Raw genomic sequence first — 25,718 nt, forward strand, 5'->3', positions numbered from 1 at the left:
AGAAAGGGTAAACAACCTCCAAATCAAACCCCGCTAAGCCGGATCTTCGCTGCTTTCATACCTGCCAGAGCCTGATCCAGAGACCCATCCAGATCAATTGCGCGGCACAGGTCCAGGCGCAGCTCAACCGAGAAGCCCAGCCGCGCGGCATCAAGTGCTGTAAAATTCACGCAAAAATCGGTGGCCAGTCCCACCAGCAGCAGCTTGGAAATGCCGCGCGTGCGCAGGTATCCCTCTAGCCCGGTTGGCGTTTCGCGGTCATTTTCAAAAAAGGCCGAGTAGCTGTCGATCTCGCGGCGAAAGCCTTTGCGGATGATCATATCGGCCCGGTCCACATTCAGGTCCGCGTGAAACGCGGCGCCTTGGCTGCCCTGAACGCAGTGATCGGGCCACAGGACCTGAGGCCCATAGGGCATCTGTGTCATGCCAAAGGGCGCGGCGCCCGGATGCTGCGAGGCAAAAGAGCTGTGATCCCTCGGGTGCCAGTCCTGCGTCAGGATCACGGCCTGGGCACTGTCCATCAAAGCATTGATTCCCGGCACGATTTCATCGCCTGCGGGCACGGCCAGGGCGCCGCCGGGGCAGAAATCATTCTGGACGTCGATCACGATCAAGGCTTGGGTCATGGCGGGTCTCCTTTGATCAGCAGGGGTAAGCCGCGCCCTGCGCTGCGTCAATCATGTGGCGCTTTGCCCGTCTTGCGAAGGGGCCGGAACAGGCGTAAATCGCCTTGTATGTATACTGTCTGCGCTCTCTATCACTTTACGCCGTTCGCTGATCATACCGCATTGCGCACGCCGTTGCTGGACCTGGCCAAATCCAAAGGTGTCACTGGCACTTTGCTGCTGGCGCATGAGGGAATCAACGGCACCATTGCCGGATCGCGGGAAGGGATCGACGCCATGCTGGCTCATATCCGCGCGCTGCCCGGCTGTGCGGACCTGGAGTGGAAGGAAAGCACCGCATCCGAACAGCCCTTTGCCCGGATGAAGGTGAAGCTGAAAAAAGAGATCGTGACCCTGGGCCAGCCGGATGTGGACCCGCGTGCCAAGGTTGGCCATTATGTCGAGCCCGAGGATTGGAACGATCTGATCCTCAGCCCGGACGTGGCGCTGATCGACACGCGCAACGATTATGAGGTGGCAATCGGCACGTTCGAGGGCGCGGTGGATCCCGAAACCGCCAGTTTCCGTGAATTCCCCGCCTGGTGGGAGGCAAACAAAGAGCGGTTCCACAACAAGCGCATCGCCATGTTCTGCACGGGTGGTATTCGTTGTGAGAAATCCACGAACTACCTGTTGGGGCTGGGGATCGAGGAGGTCTATCACCTGAAGGGCGGTATCCTGAAATACCTGGAGGAGATTCCGGCCGAGGAGAGCACCTGGGAAGGGGAATGTTTCGTTTTTGACGGGCGGGTGTCCGTGGGGCACGGGTTGGCCGAGGGGCCGCATCTGTTGTGTCATGCCTGCCGCCGTCCGATCTTGCCCGAGGATACGGAACGCGCGGAATATGAGGAAGGCGTGAGCTGTCATCATTGTACGGCGGAGACCTCGGAGGCGGATAAGGCGCGATTCCGGGAGCGTCAGAAGCAGATTGCCCTGGCCAAGGCGCGCGGGGAGACGCATCTGGGCGGTGAGCTGGGCGTGTAGGGGCTCTGCCCCCGGCCTGCGGCCTCCCCCGGAGTATTTTCAGAGCAAAGAAGGCGTTAGTCCTGATCGGGGGCGTTGCGGCGCAGGGCCTTGATTTGGCCCCGTTGTTTTTTGGCGTCCACGCGGCGGCGTTGGCTGGCTTTGGTGGGTTTTGTCGGGATGCGGCGTTTGGGGCGGTGGGTGGCTTTTTCGATCAGTTCGGCCAGGCGCTGGCGGACGATTTCGCGGTTGCGGGCCTGGCTGCGGGTTTCATCGCATTGCAGGATCAGGGCGCCTTCTTTTGTCCAGCGGCGGCCGGCGAGGCGTTTGAGGCGGGATTTGACCGGATCGGGGAGAGAAGGGGAGCGGGCGGCCTCGAACCGGAGTTCCACCGCGGTGCTGACCTTGTTGACGTTCTGCCCGCCGGGGCCGCTGGCGCGTATGAACTGTTCGGTCAGTTCCCAGTCCTGAATGATGATCTGATCGGTGACGCGGAGCATAGCCGTTCTTAGCGTGGGGTGGAAAAAACTGAAAGGGCCGCCCGATGTGGTGCGGCCCTCAGAGATTGAAGGAGGTGGCGTCGGTTAGATGCTCACCAATTCGAAGGTTTGCGGCCTAAGGGCTGCCTTAGGCTGTGTCTCCTCGAACTGTCCCATTACCGTTCTCCATGATCCCATTAGACACAAGAGCACCTCCTTTCTGATGTTTCGATAACCTCAGGTTTGCACAGAAATGCCGTATGTCAAAACAAAATCATGTGGTGCGGGCGGTAAGCGACCCCACGATGATGCGGAAAGGCAAAAGTGCCACCAAAGCAAGCGACAGTTTCACCAGCCAGTCGGCCACGCCCAGCGAAACCCACAGCGGCACCACGGGACCGGCGCCCAGCAGGGGCAGGGCCTCGTTCGCCCAGGACACGTCATTGCCTGGCTCCAGCCCGGTCAGGCCGGCGGAAAACGCGATGGTGAAGAAGATCGCGGTGTCCAGCGAGCTGCCCACCAGGGTTGAGGCCAGCGGCGCGCGCCACCAGCTGCCCGAACGCAGGCGGTTAAAGACAGCGATGTCCACCAGCTGGGCGGTCAGAAACGCCAGGCCCGAGCCAATGGCGATCCGCAAGGTCACGGCGGGATAGGTGTAGCCATCGCCTTGCAGCATGATTTGCGTGCCGATCAGCGAGCAGATGACGCCGACGACGAACCCAGCCACGACGACTTTGCGCGCGGGGCCTGCGCCGTAGACGCGGTTCATCACATCGGTCACCAGAAAGGCGATCGGATAGGTAAAGGCGCCCCAGGTCAGCCATTGGCCGAACAGGAACTGAACAAGGATGTTCGAGGCCACAACGACGGCGGCCATGGCAAGAATGCCAGGAATATGGGTGCGGTTCATGATTTCGATCCGTTTTTACATGGTAGCGGCGACATGGTCCCCGACCATCGGGAACGGGCGGCGTTTAGTCCTGATTCCCCTGTTTGGCAAGGGGTTTCGGCAGGGCATACTCGACGATCTGGCTGCGAAAGAGGCTTAGGAAATTGTCATCCGACACCATGGTCAGCCGGATTTGCCCCTGCGTATCGCGCCAGACGGACAGGCCTTCGAGATTGCCGTGACGTCTCTGCGGGGTTTGCAGGATCAGCTGCGGATCGCTGAGCCCGGCAGGCGTCACGCGAAAGGAACGGACGCGACTGGCAAAGCCTAAGCCTTTGAAATGACGTTCAAGAATATAGAGCAACCCATCGGGGCCAAAATCGGCACCCACCGGCACAAACCCATGCGTGCGGGTATATCCCGGCAGCGCGGACCACCCGTCCGGGCCATGCCGAAAGACCGGCGTGTTCTGGCGCCGTGTCCAGGTGCGTTCGGGCAGGGCGTATAACGTGCCATCCCGCGCAATGGCCAGGGACTCAAGCCCGCCATTCTTGGGCAGCCTGGAAAATTCAGCAGCGTCCAGCCGGTCGCTGGCCTGCTCGGCCCCTTTGGGAAAGGACAGGATGCGGTGTTTGCCCTCCAGGCTGATGAACAGGGTGCCGTCCGGGGCAATGGCGGCCCCTTCGGCGTCATTGCCGGTTTTTCGCAGAACCTGACCGTTTCGCGCGCGCAGAGGCAGGACCGGACCATGCCGCAGGCCGATGAGGTTCCCTGCGGTGCGCTCGATCCGTCCGCGCAGCAGGTGTCCGCGATCTGTGATCAAATGAAAATCCACGCCGTCCGGGCTTAGCTCGATTGCGGAAAAGCCACCCAGTTTGGTTCCATTTGAGGGCAGGTCCAGTGTGCCCATAAACACCGCGGGCCCTTTGGCCCACGGGGGGGTGAACAGCACGATCAGACCTGTCAGCGCCGCTAGGGCGACTGCAAGACGTTTACGCATTGGCCGGGTAAGTCAGTCATGGTCAGTTCACGGCGCGGCTTGGGTTTGGGCGCGTTTGGATCGGGCGGTTTGGGATGCAGAATGTCATAGACCCATTGCTCGGCGTCTTTGCAGCCGTCACCGGGCGGGGGCGGAGCCTGATCCACGCAGCCCTGCGCGCCCTTCGGGCAATTCAGCCGGACATGGAAATGATAGTGATGCCCCCACCAGGGCCGGATTTTGCGCAGCCAGGATTTGTCGCCTTTTTCCGCGTTGCACATTTTCACCTTAGCGCCGGGGAACACGAAAATCCGTGCCACGCGCGGATCCTGGGCTGCGGCCTTCAGGATCTCATGATGCCCGCGGGTCCAGTTTTCATTCACATAGGCCCCGGCCGAGCGGCGCAGGGAAATCGAGGACAGGCTTTCGCGTTCGGCCTGGCTCAGGTCCAGGCGTTTGGGCGGCAGCATCCAGATATCGACATCCATCCCGATCTGGTGGCTGCGGTGGCCGGTCAGCATCGGCCCGCCACGCGGCTGGCTGATGTCGCCGATATAGAGCCCTTTCCATCCGGGCTGCTGCGCGGCCTTTGCAGATAGATCCTGAATGAAATCAATCGTTTCCGGATAGCCCCAATTGCGGTTGCGGCTTAGGCGCATGGCCTGCCAGGTCGGTCCGGTCTCGGGCAGCTCGACCCCGCCAGCCAGACAGCCCTTGGCATAGCCGCCATGCGGCTCGGCGTGTTGATGCGAGCCGTGCTCATGCGCGCCGAACAATTGCTTTGCGGCGATCCCTTGCATGGAATGCGGGATTTCCTGTTTCGTCGAGAGCTGGCGTTCCTGGGTCGGCGTTGCAGCGCAAGAGGCCAGCAACAGGCAGGCAGCGATCAGGCGGATGTTTCGGACCATGTGGCGCGGTCTCCTTCGGGTTTGACCCAGCGTAGCAAGATCAACCCCAGAAGGAAAAGCACGATCAGCGGGGAAACGCCAATTCGGGCGCTTTGCGTCATCACCGTCACCGTTCCGATCAGCATCGGCGCGATAAAGGCGGTGGCGCGTCCGGACAGTCCATAAAGCCCGAAGCTCTCGGTTGGGTTGTCCGGATCCGTGTGGCGCACCATCAATGACCGGCTGGCGGCTTGCAACACGCCGCCCATGCCGCCGATCAATGCGCCGCAGACAAAAAACACCTTGTCGGGCAGAGTCGATCCGTCGGGCAGCGGCAGGCCGAAAATCTGCGAACGGTCCATGCTGACGATGGTGATGCAGACCAGGATCAGCACCCAGATCGCGCATTTGATTACGGGTTTGGGGCCAAAGGCGCGGTCGGCCTTGCCGCCAATCCAGCTGAACACCGCCGCAGACAGGCCCCCCACGACGCCGAATACCCCGATCGAGACCAGCTCCCAGTTCAGCACCAGCTTTGCATAGGTGCCGCCAAAGCCGTAAAGCCCGTTCAGCGCATCCCGATACAGCATGGACGATCCCAGATAGCTGGACAGGCTGACCCGGTTTTTCAGCCCGCGCACCGATTGCCCCAGTTTGCTAAGCGCGGTGCTTAGGCTGGTGCGGGCGCCGGGGGTACCGGGGTCTTTGACCCACATGAAATAGGGGATCATGAACACCAGATACCACAGCGCAGTGAAGGGGCCGGCGAAACGCGTGCCCTCTTGCTGGTCGGCATTCAGCCCAAGCGCCGGGTCCAGCCCGATCAGCGTTTTCCCGTTGGGTTGTTCGACAAACAAAGCCAGCAAAATGGCCAGCGCGACCAGCCCGCCCAGATAGCCAAAGGCAAAACCCGAACCCGAGATATCCCCCACCTCGTCCTTGTTCCCCAGGCCGGGCAATTGGGAATTCACAAAGATCAGCGCATATTCCGCGCCGATAAAGCCAAAAGCGAACAGCGCCAGCATCATCAGCATATTCGAGCCATCCGGATTGGCCAGCCACAGCCCGGCCGCCCCCAGAAAATACATAACCGAGAACCCGACAATCCAGGGAATCCGCCGGCCCGCCGTATCCGCCAAAGCCCCGATCAAAGGCGCGCCCAGGCCGATAATCAGCCCCGAGAATGTCAGCCCCATGGACCACAGGCTTTGCGCCTGCGCGTCGGCGGCACCTTCGCTAAGGCCTTGATTTATATAATACTCGGCCGCGATGCCGGCAAAGAAGGGCCCAAAGACAAAGGTCACCAGAACCGTGTGGTACGGTTGGCTGGCCCAGTCAAAGAAAAACCATCCCCAGATGCGCTTGCGCATGGAACTGCCTCAATCACTATTCATCCCCATTGAATATGCTTATGGCAGGCGAATTGTGACGCTGGCAAGTCAATCCTGCATCGGCGGCCAGGGACGTTGGGTTTCGGCCGCGATCCAGGTGGCGATCCAATCGGGAATGGGGGTGTCGGGGGCCTCGCCCATGATGTCCCGAGCCACGATCTGCGGCGCAACGATGCCGTTCCGATCCGTGATCGCTGTGCGATAGACGATATGGTTGGCGCATTCGCCGTCCTTTTTCCACATCGACTGTTCGATATAGATAAAGCGATCATCCCAGCACACCGCCCGAGACCGCATCTCGATCACTTCGAACATGCGAATGCGGCGGCGATACCGCACGCAGGCCCCCGCCATGGTCATGCCCCAGCGGTTCCGTCGCAGCGCCGCCAGCAGCCCGGCGCGTTGCCCCAGAATCATCCGCCCCAAATCATAGAGCGTCAGCGTGCGGCCGTTGTTCAGCTCCATCCACAGGTCAATATCCCAGGGCATACACATGTGATGCGACACATGGGTGCCGTTGAATGGCAGTTTGGGGGCGTTGCGAAACTTGATGAATTCCTTGGCAAAACGGACGACAGGGTACATATGCGGCTCCTTTGTTTTCCGACCTGAGCCAGCAATCCGGGCGCGTCAAGCCAAACACGGCGTCAAACGCTTGCCCTTTGGCGCGCCGGTGCTTACCTGTTGAGCAACCAATCAAGAGGACCCCGCCTATGACGTCGCTGTTTCAAATCCTGATGCTGATCCTGGATGTTGTCTGGTTCTTCATTCTGGCGCAGGTCATCATGAGCTGGCTGATCAGCTTCCAGGTGCTGAATCTGCGGCAACAGTTCGTTGCGCAGATCTGGTACGGGCTGAACCGTTTGCTTGAACCCCTTTACGCGCCGATCCGCCGGGTTCTGCCGAACATGGGCGGGCTGGACCTGGCGCCGCTGGTGGTGCTGCTGGGGATTTACGCGCTGCGGATCATCCTGATCAACAACGCGGCTTTGTTCTACTGATCCTGCCCTTGCCCCACTATCCGTAGTGTGGGAAAACCTCTGTCAGAGCAGATATAGGCAGACAGAGGCACATGACAGGCGCCCAGACCATCCTGAAGGACGTATTCGGCTTTGACGCGTTTCGCGAAGGGCAGGATGATGTCGTGGCCGCGGTTGCCGATGGGCAGAACGTGCTGGCGATCATGCCCACGGGCGGCGGAAAATCGCTGTGTTTCCAACTGCCTGCCCTGATGCGCGAAGGCGTCACGGTGGTGATTTCACCGTTGATTGCCCTGATGCGGGATCAGGTGCGCGCCCTGCGCGAAGCAGGGGTCGAGGCCGGGGCGCTGACCTCGGGCAACACGCCCGAGGAAACCGACGCGGTGTGGGACGCGCTGGACGCTGGCCGTCTGAAGCTGCTCTATATCGCGCCCGAACGTCTGTCCGCCGGGTCTGCGCTGGGGATGTTGCGGCGGATCGGGGTGTCGATGATCGCCGTGGACGAGGCGCATTGCGTGTCCCAATGGGGCCATGATTTCCGGCCTGATTATCTGCGGATTGGGGAATTGCGGCGCGCGTTAGGGGTGCCTTTGGCCGCTTTCACCGCCACGGCTGATGCCGAAACCCGCGCCGAAATCGTTGAACGCCTCTTTGATGGCCAGCCGCCGCAGACCTTCCTGCGCGGTTTTGACCGGCCGAATATTCACCTGGCCTTTGCGGCCAAGAACTCGCCGCGTCAGCAGATCCTGAATTTCGCTGCCGCGCGCAAAGGCCAGTCCGGTATCGTTTATTGCGGCACGCGTGCGAAAACCGAGGGCCTGGCTCGCGCCCTGAACGAGGCCGGATTTCAGGCCTGCCACTATCACGGCGGGATGGACCCGGATGACCGCCGCGCGACCGAGACCCGTTTCCAGCAAGAGGATGGGCTGATTGTCGTCGCCACCGTGGCTTTTGGGATGGGGGTCGATAAGCCCGATATCCGCTGGGTTGCCCATGCCGATCTGCCCAAATCCATCGAGGCCTATTACCAGGAAATCGGTCGCGCGGGGCGCGATGGGGCCCCGGCCGAGACGCTGACTCTTTTTGGCCCCGATGACATCCGCCTGCGCCGCGCGCAGATTGACGAAGGCCTGGCCCCGCCCGAGCGCCGCTCGGCCGATCATGCGCGTCTGAATGCGCTGCTGGGTCTGGCTGAGGCGTTAAAATGCCGCCGGGCGACTCTGTTGTCCTATTTCGGGGAAACGGATGTCACCTGCGGAAATTGCGATCTATGTGACTCGCCACCTGAAATATTCGATGGAACTCAACCTGTTAGAATGGCCCTGTCCGCGATTCTGCGGACCGAGGAATGGTACGGCGCGGGGCATCTGATCGACATTCTGCTGGGCAATCTGACTGACCGCGTACGCGAGAAAGGGCACGATACCCTGCCCACTTTCGGGGTGGGGCGGGACTATGACAAGCGCCAATGGCAGGCCGTTTTCCGGCAGATGATGGGGCATGATCTGATCCGACCCAACCCCGAACGCCACGGTGCGCTGACCATGACGGACACGGCTCTGCCGATCCTGCGCGGCGAGGCGCAGATTGATTTGCGGCGCGATACCATTCGCGATGCGCCCCGCCGCCCCGCCGTCAAGGCGCTGGTATCCGAGGAGGACGCGCCGCTTTTGTCCGCGCTCAAGGCGAAACGGCGCGCCCTGGCCGAGGCGGCCTCGGTGCCGGCTTATGTGATCTTCAACGACCGGACGCTGATCGAAATGGCCGAAAAACGGCCCGAAAATCTGGATCAGATGGCCGGGATCAGCGGGGTTGGCGCCAAGAAACTGGAGCGGTACGGCGACACCTTCCTTCAGGTGATCACCGGGGCGGCCGAGACTGTCCACCCGATGCGCCGCAAGCTGGCCGGACGCGATTCCGGAGGGCTGTTTGACCGATTGCTTGAGGTTCAGGCAGATTTGGCCCGCGGGCAGGACGGGCTGGACAAACCGCTGACCTGCTCGGCCTCTTTGTTGGCAAAGGTTGCGCAGATGCGCCCTCAGGATGAACAGGCCATGGCCCGCCTGCTGGGGGACCGCCGCGCCGATCGGTTTGGCGCGGCTTTTCTGGACGTGCTGCGCGCGGCAGGTTAGAAGGGTTCTAAATCCAAAAGGAGCTGCCATGCTGATTGTCGTTTCTCCCGCTAAAAAAATGGATATGAAGCCCGCAGAGGGTGTTCGCCCGACGCAGCCGATCTTTGCGGACCGAGCCCAGGAATTGGCGGCCGTTGCGCGGGATTTGTCTGTCGAGGATCTGCAAAAGCTGATGCATATCAGCGAAAACCTGGCCAAGCTGAACTATGATCGGTTCCGTGATTTCGGGCAGATGGAGCGCAAAGCCGCCGCGCTGGCCTTTGCCGGGGATACCTATGTCGGGCTTGAAGCGGCTTCGTTGGATGCGGATGAAATGGCGTGGGCTCAACGTCATTTCCGAATTCTTTCAGGGCTTTATGGGGTGCTGCGCCCTCTGGATGAAATTCAGCCGTATCGTTTGGAAATGGGCAGTCGCCTGAAAACGCCACGCGGCAAGAACCTGTATGAATTTTGGGGTGACACGATTGCGCAGGCCCTGAATGCTCAGGCAACTGAGATTGGGACGGATGTTCTGGTGAATTGCGCCAGTCAGGAATATTTCGGTGCGGTCGATCAGTCGGCGCTGACCCCGCGCGTGATTACCCCCGTCTTTATGGAAGAAAAAGCCGGGACGCCCAAAATCGTGAGCTTCTACGCCAAGCGCGCGCGGGGTGCGATGGCCCGCTACATTATTCAACGCCGCCTGACGGATGCGTCGGCCCTGGCTGAGTTCGATACCGGAGGATATCGTTTCAGCGCGGATCTGTCTGATCGCGATAAGCCAGTGTTCGTGCGGCCTGCTCAGGTGGCGGATGCCGCCTGAGACGCAGGGGGCGGCATGGCAGGCGCCGCGTCTTCGGGGCAGTGCTCTTGCAAGGCGGCCAGGATCTCTCCTTTTCGGAGCGGTTTTGTAAGATAAAAATCGAGGCCAGCCGCCAAAATCCCCTCGCTATCACCATCCATGGCATGTGCGGTCATGGCAAAAATCGGCACATGTTTTTCGCCATCGGCCTCCAGCCGACGGATGGTGCGCGTGGCCTCTTTGCCATCCATTCCGGGCATTGAGATGTCCATGAACACCACATCGGGGTCGAATTCCTTGTAGATTTCCACAGCCTCGTGCCCATTTTCGGCAAAGCGCAGGTCGATTTCGGCGGTTTTGACCATTTTTGAGAAAACCAGCCGGTTTGTCCGGTTATCCTCGGCGGCCAGAACCCGCATCAGACGGGTGCCGGCAGAGGGCTCTGGTTCTGGTGCCGGCGGGGCAGGGGGGGGCTGGTTTGCTTCGATATCCGCGCCAAGCGCCTGTAGGCGCGCGAATAATTCGCGCCGCGGCGTGGGCTTTTGCATGATCGCCTGTAAATAGGCTTTGCCCTCTTCCATCTCGGCGAAGGTCGAATTGGAGCTGAAAAGCAGAATGGGGATTTCACTGCCCCGCCGACGGATGTTTCGGGCCAGCTCAATCCCGTCCATTCCGGGCATATTATGGTCTGTCATGACCACATCAAAGCTATCATTCAGCGCCTCTAGCGCCGTGATACCACTGTCACAGCATTCGGTTTCGATGCCCAGAATAGCCATCTGTTTGGCCAGGATTTCGCGATTGACGGACAGGTCATCGACGACCAGCGCCTTTTTCAGCTTTTCAGGCAGGACCGGCGCGACATCATCAATGGTTTCCGTCGCGGGCAGGGTGATGCGGAAACCAAAGCTCGAACCGATGCCCTCTTCGGAATCGACCCAGATTTTGCCTTCCATCAATGTGATCAGGCGCTGAGTGATCGCCAGCCCCAGGCCCGTGCCTTCGAATTTACGGTTGCGTTCATCCTCGACCTGATTGAATTCACCGAAAATATGATCGACTTTTTCGGCCGGAATGCCGATGCCGGTGTCCTCAATCGTGACATGGATATGCGTATCGGGGCTGTCGCCGGGCTGCACCCCGACCACGCGGACCAGAACATGGCCCTTCTCTGTGAATTTCACCGCGTTGCCCAGCAGGTTCGTTAAGACCTGTCTGATCCGCCCCGGATCGCCGACAAACATCGTTGGCAGGAACAGATCGTAATCCACCAGCAGGTCGATCTGCTTATCCCGCGCCAGAGGTTGCAGCAGCATCACGATTTCATGGATGCAGCGCTCCAGATCGAAGGGTTCGGGGTGCAGGACCAGTTTCTTAGCCTCGATTTTCGAGTAATCCAGCACGTCGTTGATGATGACCAGCAGCGCCTCGCCCGAGTTTTTGATGGTCTGCACATAAAGCTGCTGTTCTTTGGACAGGGGCGTGTCAGACAGCAGCTCGGCCATGCCGACGACACCGTTCATGGGCGTTCGAATTTCGTGGCTCATGTTGGCCAGGAACGCGGATTTGGCACGCGAGGCCGCCTCGGCCTTGGCGCGGGCCTCTTTCAGTTCTTTTTCGTATCCGACGGTTTCGGTGATGTCCAAGGCCAGGCTGACCACATCCCCACCATGGCCGCGCTGGTCGATCAGCTTAACATAGGTGTCATTCCACAGTCGGATCACCACGGGCGGCGGCGTCGGCGCCTCCCATCGTTTTTGCATCATGGCGCGCCAGTTGCTGGCTGCGTAATCGCCGATGTTAACGATGCCCTCTTCGGTCATCAGCTGCAAAATCCGGGTGTAAGAGACGCCAGGAGAGATCTCCTCCAGCCCATCGAAAATGGCCAGATAGGCCCGGTTTGCCGAGATCAGCTTACTGTCCACATCGAAGAAGGCAAAGCCGTCCTGAATGGTTTCAATCGAATGCCACAGGCGCCGCTCAGCGATTTCAACTTTCTGATGTGCGACGGTCAGGTCTGATTTCACCTGCTGGTTTTCGTTGCGGAAAGTTTCCACCTGTGCGCGCGTTTCAACGATTTCCTCGGATAGTGCGCGGGCATGGCGCCCCAGTTTCTGGTTCGCGGCAAACAGTTCGGCCTGTTTGAGTTCCAGAAGCCGTTCAGCCGCCAATCGGGCGCGCCGTTCTTCGGCCAGTTTCTGGGCAAGATTCATCTTTGGCACCGGATATCTGCAGAATCGTTCTGTCAAAGTTTGGGCCGCTGAACGTGAAAATCTGCTTAAAAAACGTGATCGCAAGTGGGGTCTGAAACCATTGATTTTTAGCGATCTGTCGTGCCACGATCAGCGCATTGTTAGAGGAGAGTTTTCATGCGCCGTATTCTGAGTGCCGTTTTGTCGGCCTTTCTTGGCATGTCTGCGGCCGTGGCCGCAGATGAGGTGCCGGACAAACGTCTGATCGTGACCAGCAACGTGGATTTCTATGGGGCCGATCTGGGGTCATTGTTCGATACGACCTATCAGTCCTGTGTGAACATGTGCCTGGCGGATGACAATTGCCGGGCCTTTACCTTTAACAGCCGGTCCAAGGCCTGTTTTGCCAAATCCAGCGTGTCGGACCGTCAGCCCTATGATGGCGCCTGGTCGGCCGAGGTGGTTGTCGCCAGCCAAGCCACCAAGGATCTGGCCGCTCTGCGGGCCGGGGATCTGGGCTTTGTGGGCACTTCGGACATGAAGCGCGCGTTAGAGCAGGCCCATCGGATCGGGGGGGTGCATCCCTTGGGGCAATATTCCGCGGCCGAGTTGCTGGATGCGGCGCAGACCAGCCGGGCCGCCGGAGACTGGCTGAATACGATGCGCTGGACGGGGGGCGCGGTGGCGAATCTGGATCGCAGCGATCTGTGGGCGGAATATGCACGGCTTTCCCTGCTGATCCAGACCAAGAAAAGCGCGGATCGCCGGAAATATGCAGATCGTGCGCGGTTGGGGTCTGTCAATGCTTACCTGCGGGCTCAGAACGCGGCCCAGCAGGTCAGCGCTTTGCAAATCATGGCGGACGCGCTGGAGAAATCCAGCCGGGGCCGCGATATGATCCATGCGCTGCGCCTGGCGCAACAGCTACAGCCGAACCGTCAGGATATCCAAGAGACTTTGGACAAGGCGATTGCCAAATACGGGTTTCGGATCACGGATCACAAGGTTGAAAATGATCTGGCCACCCCGCGTATCTGCGCTGAATTCTCGGAACCTCTGGTGAAAACCGGCGTGGATTATGCCACCTATCTGCGGCTGCCGGAATCGGGCATGGCGGTGCAGGCCTCGGGCAATGAAATCTGCGTCGAAGGGGCCGAGCATGGCAATCGCTATCGGTTGACCTTTCGCGCGGGTCTGCCGGCGCAAAGCGGTGAAAAACTGATCAAGGACGTGGATCTGACGCTGTATGTGCGTGACCGTTCGCCCTCGATCCGTTTTCCGGGGCGCGGGTATGTATTGCCGCGCACGGAGGACGCGGGCCTGCCGATTGAAACCGTGAACCTGTCCGAGGTCGCCCTGAAACTGCGCCGGGTCAGTGACCGCAACCTGCTGCGCGCCATTCAGGATAGCTATTTCGGGCGGCCTCTGACCTATTGGGAAGAGCGCGAGTTTTCCTCTGAAATCGCCGAGGACATCTGGACCGGCAGTGGTCAGGTTCAGTCTGAACTGAACCGTGACATGACCACCCGCCTGCCGATGGGCGATGTGATCCGCGATCTGCCTGCCGGGATTTACGCGCTGTCCGCAGCTGTGCCGGGGGGCGATCCCTATGACGATCCGGGCGCGACGCAATGGTTTGTGCTGTCGGATCTGGGGGTCAGCAGCCTGTCGGGCGTGGACGGAATGCACGTGTTCGTGCGGTCTTTGAAAACCGCGCAGGCCGAGGCAGGCGTCAAGGTTTCCCTGCTATCCTCTGCTAACCGGGTGCTGGATACCGTTCAGACCGACGCCGACGGCCACGCGCTATTCGAGGCCGGGCTGACGCGTGGCACGGGCGGTGGTGCTCCTGCGCTTCTGGTGGTGGAAAAGGGCGATCAGGACATTGCCTTCCTGTCGCTGAAGGATCCGGCCTTTGACCTGTCTGATCGGGGTGTCGAAGGGCGCGAGCCCGCCCCGCCGATTGACGTGTTCCTAAGCACCGATCGTGGCGCCTATCGCGCGGGTGAAACCGTCTATGCCACGGTTCTGGCCCGCGATGGGGTGGCGCGTTCGCTAACCGGCCTGCCGATCACCGCGATTCTGACGCGTCCCGATGGGGTGGAATATGCGCGGCATCTGTCCGCTCGGGATATGGCGGGGGGGCATGTGTTCCAGATGCCTTTGGGCGCGACCGTGCCGCGCGGCACCTGGCGGCTGGCGATCAAGGCCGACACGCAGGCCGCGCCGCTTAGCACGGCGAAATTCCTGGTCGAGGATTTCCTGCCCGAACGTATCGACTTTGACATGGGGCTGCCCGAGGGCACGCTGCGTCTGGCAGAGGAGCCCTCGTTGGATCTGACGGCGCGGTATCTGTTCGGCGCGCCCGGTGCCGGGCTGAAGGCCGAGGCGCTGGCCCGTTTGTCCGAAACCTCGGTGCTGGAGGCCTACCCCGGTTATCGGTTTGGCCGCTATGATCGCCGTTTCAGCCCCCGGACAGAATATCTGGGCGATGGTGTCACCGATGCCGATGGTAAATTGCGCCTGCCGCTGAATATCGGGAATATGGCCGAGGTAAACGGGCCTTTGTCCGCGCGGATCACCGTGTCGATGTACGAAGGCTCGGGCCGTCCTGTTGAACGGCAGGAAACCCGCGTTCTGGCCCCTGAAAAGCCCTTGATCGGGATCAAACCGCTGTTTGATGGCGTTGTCCCCGAAGGGACCGAGGCCGCGTTACAGATTATCGGGTTGGATGGCACGCTGACCCCTGCGCCGATGCAGGTGCGCTGGACGATCAACCGGGTCGAGCGCCGCTATCAGTGGTATCAGCAATACGGCAATTGGGAGTGGGAGCCGATTACCACCCGCAAACGCGTGGCCTCGGGCGATGTGATGCTGGGCACCGATCCGCTGACCGTGACTGCGCCAGTCGAATGGGGCCGCTACGAGCTGGTCGTGCAAAGCCTGGAGGATGACAGCGTGTCGGCCTCGGCCAGCTATGCGGCCGGTTGGTATGCGCCCGCCGATGTGACCACGACGCCTGACATGCTGGAACTGTCGCTGGACCGCCCCGATTACGAATCCGGGGACACGGCGACGCTGCGGATCGTGCCGCGCTATGCGGGCACGGCGCTGGTGACGGTCATGTCCAACCGGGTGATCGCAATGAAAACCGTACAGGTTCAGAAAGGCGAGAACCTGATCCCGCTGGATGTCACGGATGAATGGGGGGCTGGCGCTTATGTCTCGGCCTCGGTGATCCGTCCGATGGATGTGGCCGCAGGGCGCAATCCGGCGCGGGCCATGGGGCTGTCCTATGCGCAGATCGATCCGGGGGAAAAGCAGCTGAACGTGCGGTTCGACGCGCCGCCTCAGGCCGATCCGCGCGGGACGTTGCAAGCCGCCGTGCAGGTTGATGGTATCCGCGAAGGCGAGACCGCCTATGTCACCGTGGCCGCCGTGGATGTGGGTATTTTGAACCTGACCGGGTTCCAATCGCCCGATCCGTCTGGGCATTACTTTGGCCAGCGCCGTCTGGGCGTGGAAATCCGCGATGTCTATGGCCGGTTGATCGACGGGATGAACGGTGCGCTGGGGCAGGTGCGCTCGGGTGGGGATGCCGCTGCGGGTGGGCGGTTCCAATCGCCCCCGCCGACCGAGGAACTGGTCGCTTATTTCAGCGGCCCCGTGCAGGTGGGCACCGATGGCCGGGCCGAGGTCAGTTTTGACCTGCCTGCCTTTAACGGCACCGTGCGGCTGATGGCGATTGCCTGGTCCGATACGGCTGTCGGGCAGGCCGAGGCGGACGTTCTGGTCCGTGATCCGGTGGTGATCACCGCCAGCCTGCCGCGTTTCCTGGCGCCCGGCGATACCAGCCGTCTGCTGCTGGAGATCGTCCATGCCACTGGCCCTGCGGGACGCATGGGGCTGGATGTCTCGGCCACTGGGGTGACGCTGGCCAGCGCACTTCCGTCGGGGCTGGAGCTGTCGGAAAAGGCCAAAGAAGTCCTGTCCGTGCCGGTGACGGCCGGGGATGTGGGGGATCACGTGATCCGCGTGGCGCTGACCACGCCCGATGGCCGCCAGTTGGTCAAAGAGCTGACCGTCCCGGTGCGCCAGAACGATCCGGCGGTCTCTACAACGCAGCGGTTGCAGCTGGCGTCGGGCGATACGTTCATGCTGGATAGAAATGTCTTTGCCGGGATGCAGGCCGGTACGGGGCAGGCGACCTTTACCGCCGGGCCTCTGGCCGCGCTGAATGCGCCGGCGTTGCTGGCCTCGTTGAATCGCTACCCCTATGGCTGCACCGAGCAAGTCACCAGCAAGGCGATGCCGCTGCTTTATCTGTCCTCGGTCGCGCAGGCGATGGGGCTGGGCAACAGCATCGACATCGACAAGCGTATTTCCCAGGCGGTGGACCGTGTGTTGACGCGGCAATCCAGCAATGGAGCCTTCGGTCTGTGGCGCGCAGAATCGGATGATTTCTGGCTGGATGCCTATGTCAGCGATTTCCTGTCGCGGGCGCGTGCCGCCGGCCATACGGTGCCGGATCTGGCCTTCCGTCTGGCGATGGACAATCTGCGCAACCGGCTGAACTATGCCGCTGATTTCGACAGTGGCGGCCAGGAAATTGCCTATGCGCTGCTGGTGCTGGCGCGCGAGGGGGCCGCCTCGATGAGCGATCTGCGGTATTACGCCGATGTCAAAGGCGATGCGTTCAGCACCCCCCTGGCGGCGGCGCAGCTGGGGGCGGCGCTGGCGGCCTATGGTGATCAGACCCGCGCCGATGCGATGTTCACCCGTGCCGCGCGGATGATCCAGCCGGACGCGCCCAAAGGCCCGAACCTGTGGCGCGCCGATTACGGCACCCATCTGCGGGATGCGGCGGGCGTTCTGGCGCTGGCGGTTGAATCCGGGTCCAGTGCCGTGGATTCAAACGCTCTGGCCAGCCGGATCGGCGCGGCCGGGCGGGGTCTGTCCACGCAGGAATCCGTCTGGGCGCTGATGGCGGCTCAGGCGATGGTCACCGATCCCGGTGTCTCGGGGCTGGAGATCGACGGTGCCCCCGCCACCGGCCCGCTGGTCCGGATGCTGGAGGACGAGGTCGGCAGCCAGCCCGCCCTGATCCGCAATACCCGCGCCGCGCCGGTGCAGATCACGCTGACCACAACCGGCGTGCCCGAGGTGCCGCTGCCCGCAGGGGGCTATGGCTATGGGATCGCGCGGCGCTACTACACCCCCGAAGGTGTCGAACGCCAGCTGGACGGGATCAAAACCGGCGAGCGTCTGGTCGTGGTGCTGACCGTCACGCCGTTTGAAAAGGGCGGCGCACGGCTGATGGTGAACGATCCTCTGCCTGCGGGCCTGGAGATCGACAATCCGTCGCTGCTGCGCTCGGGGGACATCCGGCAGATGGATTGGCTGGATACGGCCTATGCCGATATGGCCGAGTTCCGCGCGGATCGGTTCCTGGCCGCGGTGGACTGGCGGCGCGATAAGCCCTTCCAGCTGGCCTATATCGTGCGTGCGATTTCGCCTGGGGCCTTCCATCATCCGGCCGCCACGGTCGAGGACATGTACCGCCCGCAATACCATGCCCGTACTGAAACAGGCCGGGTGGCGGTCTCGGAATGAGGCGGGTTTTCCCCTTTGTCTGCGTCCTGGCCCTGCTGATCGGGGCCGGGCTGCGCGATGGGTTCGATCGCTGGGTGGCGCAGACGGATCTGCCCTCGACGGCCATCGCCTATTCACCCGAGCTGCGCGACCGGCAGGGGCAGTTGCTGCGCGCCTATACGGTGGCGGATGGTCTGTGGCGATTGCCCGTGACGGTGGATCGGGTGGACCCGCGTTTCCTGCGGATGCTGATTGCCTATGAGGACGGGCGGTTCTATCGACATTCTGGCGTTGACCCCTGGGCGGCGCTGCGTGCAGCTGGGCAGGCGATCTGGCATGGGCGCATTGTCTCGGGCGGGTCTACGCTGACCATGCAGGTCGCCCGTTTGCTGGAGGACGGCACCACCGGCGCCTGGGCCGGGAAAATCCGTCAGCTTCGGGTGGCGCTGGCGCTGGAGCAACGGCTCAGCAAGGCCGAAATTCTGAATCTCTATCTGTCGCTGGCCCCCTATGGCGGAAATCTGGAGGGGCTGCGCGCCGCCTCGCTTGCGTGGTTCGGCAAAGAGCCCGCCCGGCTGACCCCGGCGCAATCGGCGCTGCTGGTGGCTTTGCCGCAGGCCCCCGAGGCCCGGCGTCCGGATCGGCCCGGCAACACGGCGCGTGCGGCACGGGAACGGGTTTTGTGGCGGATGCACCGTGACGGGGTGCTGAGCGCGGAAAACCTGCAAGCCGCCCGCCTGGATCCGATCCCGCATCACCGCCGTGATTTCCCTGCGCTTGCCCCGCATCTGGCGGATCGTGTGCTGGCGCAAAACCCGGACCGCCAGCGCCACGATCTGACACTGGATGCCACCCTGCAAAAGCAGTTGGAAAGGCTGGCGCGCAACAGCCTGCATGGGAAACAGGCCGAACTGTCCATCGCGATTCTGGCCGCCGATATTCACAGCGGAGAGATCTTGGCCTCGGTCGGGTCGGCGGGCTATGCGGGGGGCAAAGGCCAGGGGTTTGTCGATATGACTCGCGCCCTGCGGTCCCCCGGTTCGACCCTGAAGCCGCTGGTCTATGCGATGGCCTTTGATCAGGGGCTGGCCCATCCCGAAACCTTGATTCAAGATCGGCCCGTCGCCTTTGGCAGTTACAGACCGCAGAATTTTGACGGCCAGTTCCGAGGCGACATCAAAGTGGCCAAAGCCCTGCGCCTGTCTTTGAACATCCCCGTGGTTCTGCTGACGCAAGAGATCGGCCCGCTTCGGTTGATGGCTGCCTTGCGCCGTTCGGGCGCGCAACCTGTGGTGCCGGGGGGCAAGCCGGGCCTGGCGGTATCCTTGGGCGGGGTTGGCGTCAGTCTGCACGACCTGGTGCAGCTTTATGCGGCGCTTGGCAATGGCGGGCGGTCCGTGGCGCTTCGTGCGCAGCCCTCCGAGGCCAAGCCGCAGCGCGTGGTCAGCCGCTCGGCTGCCTGGCAGGTCGGGCATATTCTGTCCGCCATGCCCCCCCCGCCCGGAGCGCCGCTCAATCGTCTGGCCTATAAGACGGGCACCTCTTACGGCCACCGCGATGCCTGGGCGATAGGCTATGACGGGGCGCATGTCATCGGTGTGTGGATCGGACGGCCCGATGGCACCCCGGTGCCCGGTGTCTTTGGCGGTGACATCGCCGCCCCCGTTCTGTTCGAAGCCTTCCAGCGATTGAAACCGCAACTGGATCCGCTGGGCCCGCCGCCTGCTGAAACCCTGCTGGTCGGAGCCTCTCTGTTACCGCAGCCCCTGCGCCGGTTTCGCGGGCGCAATGCCGTGTGGGAGCCGCAAAACGACGCGCCGAAACTGGCCTTCCCCCCAGACGGAGCCCGGCTGCCGCTGGGGGATCTTGGGGTGGTTGTGAAGCTGCGCGATGGGGTGCCGCCCTTTACCGTCCTGGCCAATGGGCAGCCGCTGGCGGTGGGGCAGCGTGACCGCGAACTGGCGTTGCAAGGGGTGGGCAAAGGCTTTGTCACCCTGTCGGTGATCGACGCGCAGGGGCGCTCGGACCGGGTGCAGATCCGGGTGGAATAAGCAACGAAAAGGGCGGGGAAATCCCCGCCCTTCGTGCATTCTGTGCCGTATGGATTACAGGCGCTCGATGGCGATGGCGATGCCCTGACCGCCGCCGATGCACATGGTGATCAGCGCCTTAGAGCCACCGATACGTTCCAGTTCATACAGGGCCTTGATGGTGATCAGCGCGCCGGTGGCGCCAATCGGATGCCCCAGCGCAATCGCGCCGCCGTTCGGGTTCACCTTGGCGGGGTCCAGACCCAGCCCCTTGTTCACGGCCAGAGCCTGCGCGGCAAAAGCCTCGTTCGATTCGATCACGTCGAAATCGCTGATGCTCAGGCCGGTCTTGGCCATCAGGTTTTCCACCGCCGGGACAGGGCCGATGCCCATCACCTCGGGGCGCACGCCGGCATGAGCATAGCCCAGGACGCGGGCCTTGGGCTTCAGCCCGGCCTTCTCGGCTGCCTCGGCGCGAGCCATCACAATCGCGGCCGCCCCGTCATTCAGACCCGAGGCATTGCCCGCCGTGACCAGACCGTCCTTTTTGAACGCGGGGCGCAGATTGGCCAGGGTTTCCTCGGTGGTGGGTTTGGCGTGTTCATCGGCGGCGAATTCCACCACCTGACGTTTCACCTTTACTTCGACCGGCACGATCTGGCTGTTGAAATAGCCCTGCTCGATCGCGTTCAGCGCGCGGCGCTGCGATTCCGCAGCAAAGGCGTCCATCTGTTCGCGGGTCACGTCATGTTCGCAGGCCACGTTTTCCGCGGTGATCCCCATGTGGCCGGTGCCGAACGGGCAGTTCAGCGCGCCCAGCATCATGTCCACGGTGCGGATGTCGCCCATTTTCTGACCCCAGCGCTGATCCTGAATGATATAGGGCGAGCGGCTCATGTTCTCGGCCCCACCGGCGACGGCGAAATCCGCGTCGCCCAGCATCAGCGACTGCGTGGCCGATACAATCGCCTGCGCGCCCGAGCCACACAGCCGGTTCACATTCATCGCGGGTGTGGTGTTGGGAATCCCGGCCTCGACGGCGGCAACGCGCGACAGGTACATATCCCGAGGCTCGGTGTTGATGACATGGCCAAAGACCACGTGGCCGATCTGGTCTGGCTCAACGCCCGAGCGGGTCATGGCCTCTTTGGTGACAAGGGCGCCCAGTTGCGTGGGGGGCGTGCCGGCCAGCGATCCGCCAAATGTGCCAATCGCGGTGCGGGCACCGTCCAGAATTACGATATCAGTCATGCTGTCTCTCCTCGGCTGAAGTCTGGGCGAAGCTAGCGCAGACATGATGTGCGAAACAGCAGAAAATAGATCCCCACCGAAGGAACGGTGGGGCACTTTATCAATCTTGCGCGGTGAACAGGTTACTTTGGGTCAATTCACGCAGCAGACGCAGGACGCCGGGCTCGTCCGTCTTGTCTGTTTTCCCCCGAGCGGCGGCCTCGGCCAGCACTTCGGGCATCAGCTTCTCGGCGTCGGCCGGGTCAATTTTCTGATAGAACATGGTGGATCCCTTTCATTGAACTCTGTCCAAATCGTGGGATGGGATCGCACCGAAAATCGGGCAGTATCGGTGTCAGGATTGTGGCAAATCCATCGAGTTTTATGCGCTTGGTAACAGTTCGGCGCGCCCGAAGACGTCCAGAGTCCACACTTTCTGTCCCTCGAAAATAGCGGTGGTGAGCGGACGGCCATAGCCTGCCCCCCCGTCCAGATTGACGCGATTTCCCCGGTGTTCGGGGGCCTGGACGGCTGTGTGCCCGTGAACGACCAGCCAGGGATGCGGGCGAGGATCATTCAGGAATTCTCCGCGAATCCACATAAGATCATCGGGGTTTTGATTCTGCAGGGAAATGCCGGGGCGAATGCCGGCATGGACAAACAGCAGATCTCCAAGCAGCAGATGTGTGGGCAGGTTGGCCAGAAAATCCAGATGGGCCTGGGGGACGGTCTGCTGCGCCTCGGCGATCAGCTCATCTGTGGGGCGATCCAGATCGGACATGCCATAGGATTCGAGCGTCGCCCGACCCCCGATCCGAGGGCCGGTCCATGGCACGCCAGACAAAACGCGCGGGTCCAGGTCAATCCCCTTGGAAACGAAGCCGTGGAACAGGTCATCATGATTGCCGCACAGGATTGTCCAGTCCCGACCGGCGGCCTGGCCCTCCATCAGGCGCTGAATGACCTTAGCACTGCCCGGCCCCCGATCCACCAGATCCCCCAGAAACACGATCTTCGAGTCCGGGCCGCCGTCGGCCTCGATCCGCTGAAGGGCGGTTTCCAGCATGTCATACTGACCATGAATATCGCCAACGGCGTAAATGGGGGGCATTGGGGGCTCCTGCCGGTTTGAGGCACCCTAGGGCAGGGGGGAACGAACGGCAATTGCGTGCAGATAAAAAGCCCCGCCCAACGGATGCTGGACGGGGCCTATGTTCAGATTTTGCAACGATTAAGCGTTGAATTCCAGAGGCTTGATCTGCTTGAACAGGCCGGTTTCCGCCAGCGCGTCCAGCGTAGTCTGGTTCAGCGAATCATCCACATACAGCAGGGCAATCGCCTCGCCACCCGCGGCGGCGCGGCCCAGGGTAAAGTTGGCGATGTTGACGCCGTTTTTACCCAGAACACCGCCCAGAGTACCGATGATGCCGGGGACATCTTCGTTGGTGGTGTAGAGCATGTGCTCGCCCACTTCGGCGTCGATGTTGATGCCTTTGATCTGGATGAAACGCGGCTTGCCATCGCTGAACACGGTGCCCGCGATCGAGCGTTCCCGCTTGTCGGTGACGACGGTCACTTTGACATAGCCCTCGAACGCGCCCGATTTGTCCTGATTGGTGGTGCTGATCTGAATCCCGCGTTCCTTGGCAACAACAGGGGCCGAGACCATGTTCACATCGGGGTTCGATTTCTTCATGATCCCTGCCACGACCGAGCAGTTCAGCGCGGGCAGGTTCATTTCGGACACAACACCATCGTACAGGATGTTGATGGCTTTGATCGGTTCATCAGTCAACTGCCCGATGAAGCTGCCCAGATGCCCGGACAGGGCAACCCAGGGGCCCATGACCTTAGCTTCTTCGGCGGTCATCGAGGGCAGGTTCAGCGCGTTTTCAACCGCGCCATCCAGCAGGTAGTTCGACATCTGCTCGGCCACTTGCAGGGCCACGTTTTCCTGTGCCTCGGTGGTCGAGGCGCCCAGATGCGGGGTGCAGACGACGTTGGGCAGGCCAAACAGCACGTTTTCCTTGGCGGGCTCTTCGGCGAAGACGTCAAAGGCTGCGCCAGCGACGTGGCCGGATTTCAGCAGCTCGGCCAGGGCGTTTTCGTCCACCAGGCCGCCGCGGGCACAGTTGATGATGCGCACGCCTTTTTTGGTCTTGGCCAGGTTTTCAGCCGACAGGATGTTGCGGGTGCCATCGGTCAGCGGCACGTGCAGGGTGATGAAATCGGCGCGCGCCAGCAGATCGTCCAGCTCGACCTTCTCCACGCCCATCTTGTCGGCTTTTTCCTCGGACAGGAACGGGTCGAAGGCGATGACCTTCATTTTCAGGCCCTTGGCACGGTCGCACACGATGCCACCGATGTTGCCGGCGCCGATGACGCCCAGGGTTTTGTTGGTCAGCTCAACGCCCATGAATTTCGATTTTTCCCACTTGCCGGCATGGGTGCTGGCCGAGGCTTCGGGGATCTGACGGGCCACGGCGAACATCATGGCGATGGCGTGCTCGGCAGTGGTGATCATGTTGCCGAAGGGGGTGTTCATCACAATCACACCCTTTTTCGAGGCCGCCTCTTTGTCCACGTTATCGGTGCCGATCCCGGCGCGGCCGACGACTTTCAGCTTGTCGGCGTGCTCCAGCAGCGAGGGGGTGACCTTGGTGGCCGAGCGGATCGCCAGGCCGTCATACTGACCGATGATTTCGGCCAGCTTTTCCTTGTCCTTGCCCACGTCGGGCAGGAAATCAACGTCGATGCCGCGATCACGGAAGATCTGAACGGCGGTTTCGGACAGTTTGTCAGATACGAGAACTTTGGGGGCCATGTGTTTGGTCCTTTGATGTCGGGTGGCCGAGTGGGCCATGAATGATGAAGTGGGGGAACGGCCCGGCGTTACCGCCGGGCAGTCATCACTTATTGGGCTGCGATCTCGGCCTCGAAGGCCCATTCCAGCCAGGGCAGCATCGCCTCGATGTCCGAGGTCTCAACCGTGCCGCCGCACCAGATGCGCAGGCCCGCGGGGGCGTCGCGATAGGCACCGATGTCCAGCGCGATGTTTTCGGCCTCCAGGCGTTTGGCCACGGCCTTGGCAAAGGCGGCACCGTCCTGAATGCGGTCATCGGTGAACTTCAGGCAGACCGAGGTGTTCGAGCGCGTGGCTTCATCCTCGGCCAGGTTGGCGATCCAGGGCTTGGCGTCGCAGAAATCGAACACGGCCTGCGCGTTGGCATTGGCGCGGCCCATCAGGCCTTGCAGGCCACCCACGGAACGGGCCCAGTCCAGCGCGACCAGGTAATCCTCGACGGCCAGCATCGAGGGGGTGTTGATGGTGGCGCCGGTAAAGATGCCCTCGATCAGCTTGCCGCCCTTGGTCAGGCGGAAAATCTTCGGCAGCGGCCATGCGGGGGTGTAGCTTTCCAGACGTTCCACCGCGCGTGGGCTGAGGATCAGGATGCCGTGGGCCGCTTCGCCGCCCAGAACCTTCTGCCAGCTAAAGGTGGTCACATCCAGTTTGTCCCAGGGCAGGTCCATTGCGAATGCGGCCGAGGTGGCGTCGCAGATGGTCAGGCCTTCGCGGTCGGCGGGGATGAAATCACCGTTGGGAACACGCACACCCGAGGTGGTGCCGTTCCAGGTGAACACGACGTCGTTGTTGAAATCGATGGTGCTCAGGTCAACGATCTGGCCGTATTCGGCGGTTTTCACCTCGGCGTCGATCTTCAGCTGTTTCACAACATCGGCGACCCAGCCCGAACCAAAGGATTCCCACGCGACCATCTCAGCCTTACGCGCGCCCAGCAGCGACCACAGGGCCATTTCCACGGCGCCAGTGTCCGACGCGGGCACGATGCCGATTTTATAGTCTGCGGGGATGCCCAGTACCTCGCGGGTGCCTTCGATGGCATCCTTCAGCTTGGCCTTGCCGATGGCGGCACGGTGCGACCGGCCCAAGGCGGCGTCCGACAGCAGATCCAGCGAGAATGTGGGGATTTTGGCACAGGGGCCCGAGGAAAAACGCGGATTAGCCGGCCGCGTTGCCGGTTGTTCAATAGCCATGAATGCTACCCTTCCAGATAAGCGCCTCTCGTTGGGGAGAGGTGTCCCACGAACGGACCTATGAAACCCTAGAAAAAAAAGCAATAGGGAAAGATGAGATCGCTAAAAACAGCGCGATTTCGTGCAGCTTTGCGCCGAACAATGCGGGAACGACCCGCAATCAGCGACACAAAACTGACACAGCAAATCCGACTGCGATCACGGCGGAAGCTCCGCGCACAAAGTCGATTCTCTCCCGTTTTATGGCCCCGACCCACAAGCGTGTTGCGCGGGTGCTGGGTTATGTGCTGACGCTTGGCACCGCCGACGCATGGATTGGCTTCGTCACGGTCATCACGGCGCGCATGACAGTCCAGGAGCGCGCCTGTCTTGCCATCGCTGCGCTGACCTCGCTGCCCGATGACGTCGAAGACATGGTTTGGGCCAGGGGAGGACAGAGCAACGGTTGAACGAAGAGAGACGCGTGAAAGAGGAT

The 25,718-nt window shown here is 61.8% G+C and carries 20 protein-coding genes; 7 read left to right on the forward strand and 13 right to left on the reverse strand.

Annotated features, from left to right (window positions below; genetic code table 11):
- Window positions 1-23: 23 nt before the first annotated feature.
- A complete protein-coding gene (pncA, locus tag ACP15O_RS10435) occupies window positions 24-626 on the reverse strand; it encodes a bifunctional nicotinamidase/pyrazinamidase (protein WP_425096037.1) in 603 nt (200 codons plus the stop codon).
- Window positions 627-734: 108 nt separating this feature from the next.
- Between pncA and trhO the strand changes: the two genes are divergently transcribed.
- Complete coding sequence (trhO, locus tag ACP15O_RS10440; RefSeq protein ID WP_425096038.1) at window positions 735-1,649, forward strand: oxygen-dependent tRNA uridine(34) hydroxylase TrhO; 915 nt, start codon at window positions 735-737, stop codon at window positions 1,647-1,649.
- A gap of 56 nt (window positions 1,650-1,705) precedes the next feature.
- Here trhO and arfB read toward each other — a convergent pair whose 3' ends face one another.
- The 6 genes from arfB to ACP15O_RS10470 form a co-directional block, all read right to left on the reverse strand.
- On the reverse strand, window positions 1,706-2,128 hold the full coding sequence (gene arfB, locus ACP15O_RS10445; protein ID WP_425096039.1) for an alternative ribosome rescue aminoacyl-tRNA hydrolase ArfB: 423 nt from the start codon (window positions 2,126-2,128) through the stop codon (window positions 1,706-1,708).
- 253 nt (window positions 2,129-2,381) lie between these two features.
- Entirely contained in the window at window positions 2,382-3,017 is a 636-nt protein-coding gene (locus tag ACP15O_RS10450) for a queuosine precursor transporter (protein ID WP_425096040.1), read from the reverse strand.
- A gap of 64 nt (window positions 3,018-3,081) precedes the next feature.
- Entirely contained in the window at window positions 3,082-3,996 is a 915-nt protein-coding gene (locus ACP15O_RS10455) for an esterase-like activity of phytase family protein (RefSeq protein ID WP_425096041.1), read from the reverse strand.
- The gene (gene mepA / locus ACP15O_RS10460) at window positions 3,969-4,883 is read right to left on the reverse strand and encodes a penicillin-insensitive murein endopeptidase (RefSeq protein WP_425096042.1); all 915 of its coding nucleotides are present in this window, start codon (window positions 4,881-4,883) and stop codon (window positions 3,969-3,971) included. Before mepA ends, ACP15O_RS10455 begins: the two co-directional genes overlap by 28 nt.
- The gene (locus ACP15O_RS10465) at window positions 4,862-6,232 is read right to left on the reverse strand and encodes an MFS transporter (RefSeq protein ID WP_425096043.1); all 1,371 of its coding nucleotides are present in this window, start codon (window positions 6,230-6,232) and stop codon (window positions 4,862-4,864) included. Before ACP15O_RS10465 ends, mepA begins: the two co-directional genes overlap by 22 nt.
- Window positions 6,233-6,301: 69 nt before the next feature.
- Complete coding sequence (locus ACP15O_RS10470) at window positions 6,302-6,838, reverse strand: acyl-CoA thioesterase (RefSeq protein WP_425096044.1); 537 nt, start codon at window positions 6,836-6,838, stop codon at window positions 6,302-6,304.
- Window positions 6,839-6,966: 128 nt separating this feature from the next.
- On the opposite strand from ACP15O_RS10470, the gene ACP15O_RS10475 reads away from it, so the two are divergent.
- The 3 genes from ACP15O_RS10475 to yaaA all read left to right on the forward strand — a co-directional run bounded on the left by ACP15O_RS10475 (window position 6,967) and on the right by yaaA (window position 10,167).
- Complete coding sequence (locus tag ACP15O_RS10475) at window positions 6,967-7,254, forward strand: YggT family protein (protein WP_425096045.1); 288 nt, start codon at window positions 6,967-6,969, stop codon at window positions 7,252-7,254.
- A 71-nt stretch (window positions 7,255-7,325) separates the two neighbouring features.
- Window positions 7,326-9,365, forward strand: a complete 2,040-nt coding sequence (recQ, locus tag ACP15O_RS10480; RefSeq protein ID WP_425096046.1) for a DNA helicase RecQ — start codon at window positions 7,326-7,328, stop codon at window positions 9,363-9,365.
- Window positions 9,366-9,393: 28 nt separating this feature from the next.
- On the forward strand, window positions 9,394-10,167 hold the full coding sequence (gene yaaA, locus ACP15O_RS10485; RefSeq protein ID WP_425096047.1) for a peroxide stress protein YaaA: 774 nt from the start codon (window positions 9,394-9,396) through the stop codon (window positions 10,165-10,167).
- Here the strand turns inward: yaaA and ACP15O_RS10490 are convergent.
- The gene (locus ACP15O_RS10490) at window positions 10,146-12,359 is read right to left on the reverse strand and encodes a response regulator (protein ID WP_425096048.1); all 2,214 of its coding nucleotides are present in this window, start codon (window positions 12,357-12,359) and stop codon (window positions 10,146-10,148) included. The two genes, yaaA and ACP15O_RS10490, sit on opposite strands and share 22 nt — an antisense overlap.
- Window positions 12,360-12,515: 156 nt before the next feature.
- On the opposite strand from ACP15O_RS10490, the gene ACP15O_RS10495 reads away from it, so the two are divergent.
- Window positions 12,516-17,948 carry an alpha-2-macroglobulin family protein gene (locus ACP15O_RS10495; RefSeq protein WP_425096049.1) on the forward strand — a complete coding sequence of 1,811 codons (5,433 nt, stop codon included), beginning with the start codon at window positions 12,516-12,518 and terminating at the stop codon, window positions 17,946-17,948.
- Window positions 17,945-19,978, forward strand: coding sequence for a penicillin-binding protein 1C (gene pbpC, locus ACP15O_RS10500; RefSeq protein WP_425096050.1), 2,034 nt, complete (start codon window positions 17,945-17,947; stop codon window positions 19,976-19,978). The genes ACP15O_RS10495 and pbpC overlap by 4 nt, the downstream gene beginning before the upstream one ends.
- A gap of 54 nt (window positions 19,979-20,032) precedes the next feature.
- Here the strand turns inward: pbpC and ACP15O_RS10505 are convergent, their stop codons facing one another.
- The 5 genes from ACP15O_RS10505 to ACP15O_RS10525 form a co-directional block, all read right to left on the reverse strand.
- The gene (locus ACP15O_RS10505; protein WP_425096051.1) at window positions 20,033-21,208 is read right to left on the reverse strand and encodes an acetyl-CoA C-acyltransferase family protein; all 1,176 of its coding nucleotides are present in this window, start codon (window positions 21,206-21,208) and stop codon (window positions 20,033-20,035) included.
- Window positions 21,209-21,308: 100 nt separating this feature from the next.
- The gene (locus ACP15O_RS10510) at window positions 21,309-21,470 is read right to left on the reverse strand and encodes a hypothetical protein (protein ID WP_425096053.1); all 162 of its coding nucleotides are present in this window, start codon (window positions 21,468-21,470) and stop codon (window positions 21,309-21,311) included.
- A 99-nt stretch (window positions 21,471-21,569) separates the two neighbouring features.
- Window positions 21,570-22,298 (reverse strand): metallophosphoesterase family protein, encoded by a 729-nt coding sequence (locus tag ACP15O_RS10515; RefSeq protein ID WP_425096054.1) that lies wholly within the window; start codon window positions 22,296-22,298, stop codon window positions 21,570-21,572.
- Window positions 22,299-22,418: 120 nt separating this feature from the next.
- A complete protein-coding gene (serA, locus tag ACP15O_RS10520; protein WP_425096055.1) occupies window positions 22,419-24,011 on the reverse strand; it encodes a phosphoglycerate dehydrogenase in 1,593 nt (530 codons plus the stop codon).
- A gap of 89 nt (window positions 24,012-24,100) precedes the next feature.
- The gene (locus ACP15O_RS10525; RefSeq protein ID WP_425096056.1) at window positions 24,101-25,243 is read right to left on the reverse strand and encodes a phosphoserine transaminase; all 1,143 of its coding nucleotides are present in this window, start codon (window positions 25,241-25,243) and stop codon (window positions 24,101-24,103) included.
- A gap of 41 nt (window positions 25,244-25,284) precedes the next feature.
- On the opposite strand from ACP15O_RS10525, the gene ACP15O_RS10530 reads away from it, so the two are divergent.
- On the forward strand, window positions 25,285-25,692 hold the full coding sequence (locus ACP15O_RS10530; protein WP_425096057.1) for a hypothetical protein: 408 nt from the start codon (window positions 25,285-25,287) through the stop codon (window positions 25,690-25,692).
- Window positions 25,693-25,718 lie beyond the last annotated feature (26 nt).

The organism is Youngimonas ophiurae (nom. illeg.) (genome assembly GCF_049803795.1).
Classification (GTDB): Bacteria; Pseudomonadota; Alphaproteobacteria; order Rhodobacterales; family Rhodobacteraceae; genus Thalassobius.

Excerpts from the sequence above, each read along its gene's own strand:
- pncA (WP_425096037.1), bottom strand. The coding sequence starts at position 626 with ATGACCCAAGCCTTGATCGTGATCGACGTCCAGAATGATTTCTGCCCC.
- trhO (WP_425096038.1), top strand. The coding sequence starts at position 735 with ATGTATACTGTCTGCGCTCTCTATCACTTTACGCCGTTCGCTGATCAT.
- arfB (WP_425096039.1), bottom strand. The coding sequence starts at position 2,128 with ATGCTCCGCGTCACCGATCAGATCATCATTCAGGACTGGGAACTGACC.
- ACP15O_RS10450 (WP_425096040.1), bottom strand. The coding sequence starts at position 3,017 with ATGAACCGCACCCATATTCCTGGCATTCTTGCCATGGCCGCCGTCGTT.
- ACP15O_RS10455 (WP_425096041.1), bottom strand. The coding sequence starts at position 3,996 with ATGCGTAAACGTCTTGCAGTCGCCCTAGCGGCGCTGACAGGTCTGATC.
- mepA (WP_425096042.1), bottom strand. The coding sequence starts at position 4,883 with ATGGTCCGAAACATCCGCCTGATCGCTGCCTGCCTGTTGCTGGCCTCT.
- ACP15O_RS10465 (WP_425096043.1), bottom strand. The coding sequence starts at position 6,232 with ATGCGCAAGCGCATCTGGGGATGGTTTTTCTTTGACTGGGCCAGCCAA.
- ACP15O_RS10470 (WP_425096044.1), bottom strand. The coding sequence starts at position 6,838 with ATGTACCCTGTCGTCCGTTTTGCCAAGGAATTCATCAAGTTTCGCAAC.
- ACP15O_RS10475 (WP_425096045.1), top strand. The coding sequence starts at position 6,967 with ATGACGTCGCTGTTTCAAATCCTGATGCTGATCCTGGATGTTGTCTGG.
- recQ (WP_425096046.1), top strand. The coding sequence starts at position 7,326 with ATGACAGGCGCCCAGACCATCCTGAAGGACGTATTCGGCTTTGACGCG.
- yaaA (WP_425096047.1), top strand. The coding sequence starts at position 9,394 with ATGCTGATTGTCGTTTCTCCCGCTAAAAAAATGGATATGAAGCCCGCA.
- ACP15O_RS10490 (WP_425096048.1), bottom strand. The coding sequence starts at position 12,359 with ATGAATCTTGCCCAGAAACTGGCCGAAGAACGGCGCGCCCGATTGGCG.
- ACP15O_RS10495 (WP_425096049.1), top strand. The coding sequence starts at position 12,516 with ATGCGCCGTATTCTGAGTGCCGTTTTGTCGGCCTTTCTTGGCATGTCT.
- pbpC (WP_425096050.1), top strand. The coding sequence starts at position 17,945 with ATGAGGCGGGTTTTCCCCTTTGTCTGCGTCCTGGCCCTGCTGATCGGG.
- ACP15O_RS10505 (WP_425096051.1), bottom strand. The coding sequence starts at position 21,208 with ATGACTGATATCGTAATTCTGGACGGTGCCCGCACCGCGATTGGCACA.
- ACP15O_RS10510 (WP_425096053.1), bottom strand. The coding sequence starts at position 21,470 with ATGTTCTATCAGAAAATTGACCCGGCCGACGCCGAGAAGCTGATGCCC.
- ACP15O_RS10515 (WP_425096054.1), bottom strand. The coding sequence starts at position 22,298 with ATGCCCCCCATTTACGCCGTTGGCGATATTCATGGTCAGTATGACATG.
- serA (WP_425096055.1), bottom strand. The coding sequence starts at position 24,011 with ATGGCCCCCAAAGTTCTCGTATCTGACAAACTGTCCGAAACCGCCGTT.
- ACP15O_RS10525 (WP_425096056.1), bottom strand. The coding sequence starts at position 25,243 with ATGGCTATTGAACAACCGGCAACGCGGCCGGCTAATCCGCGTTTTTCC.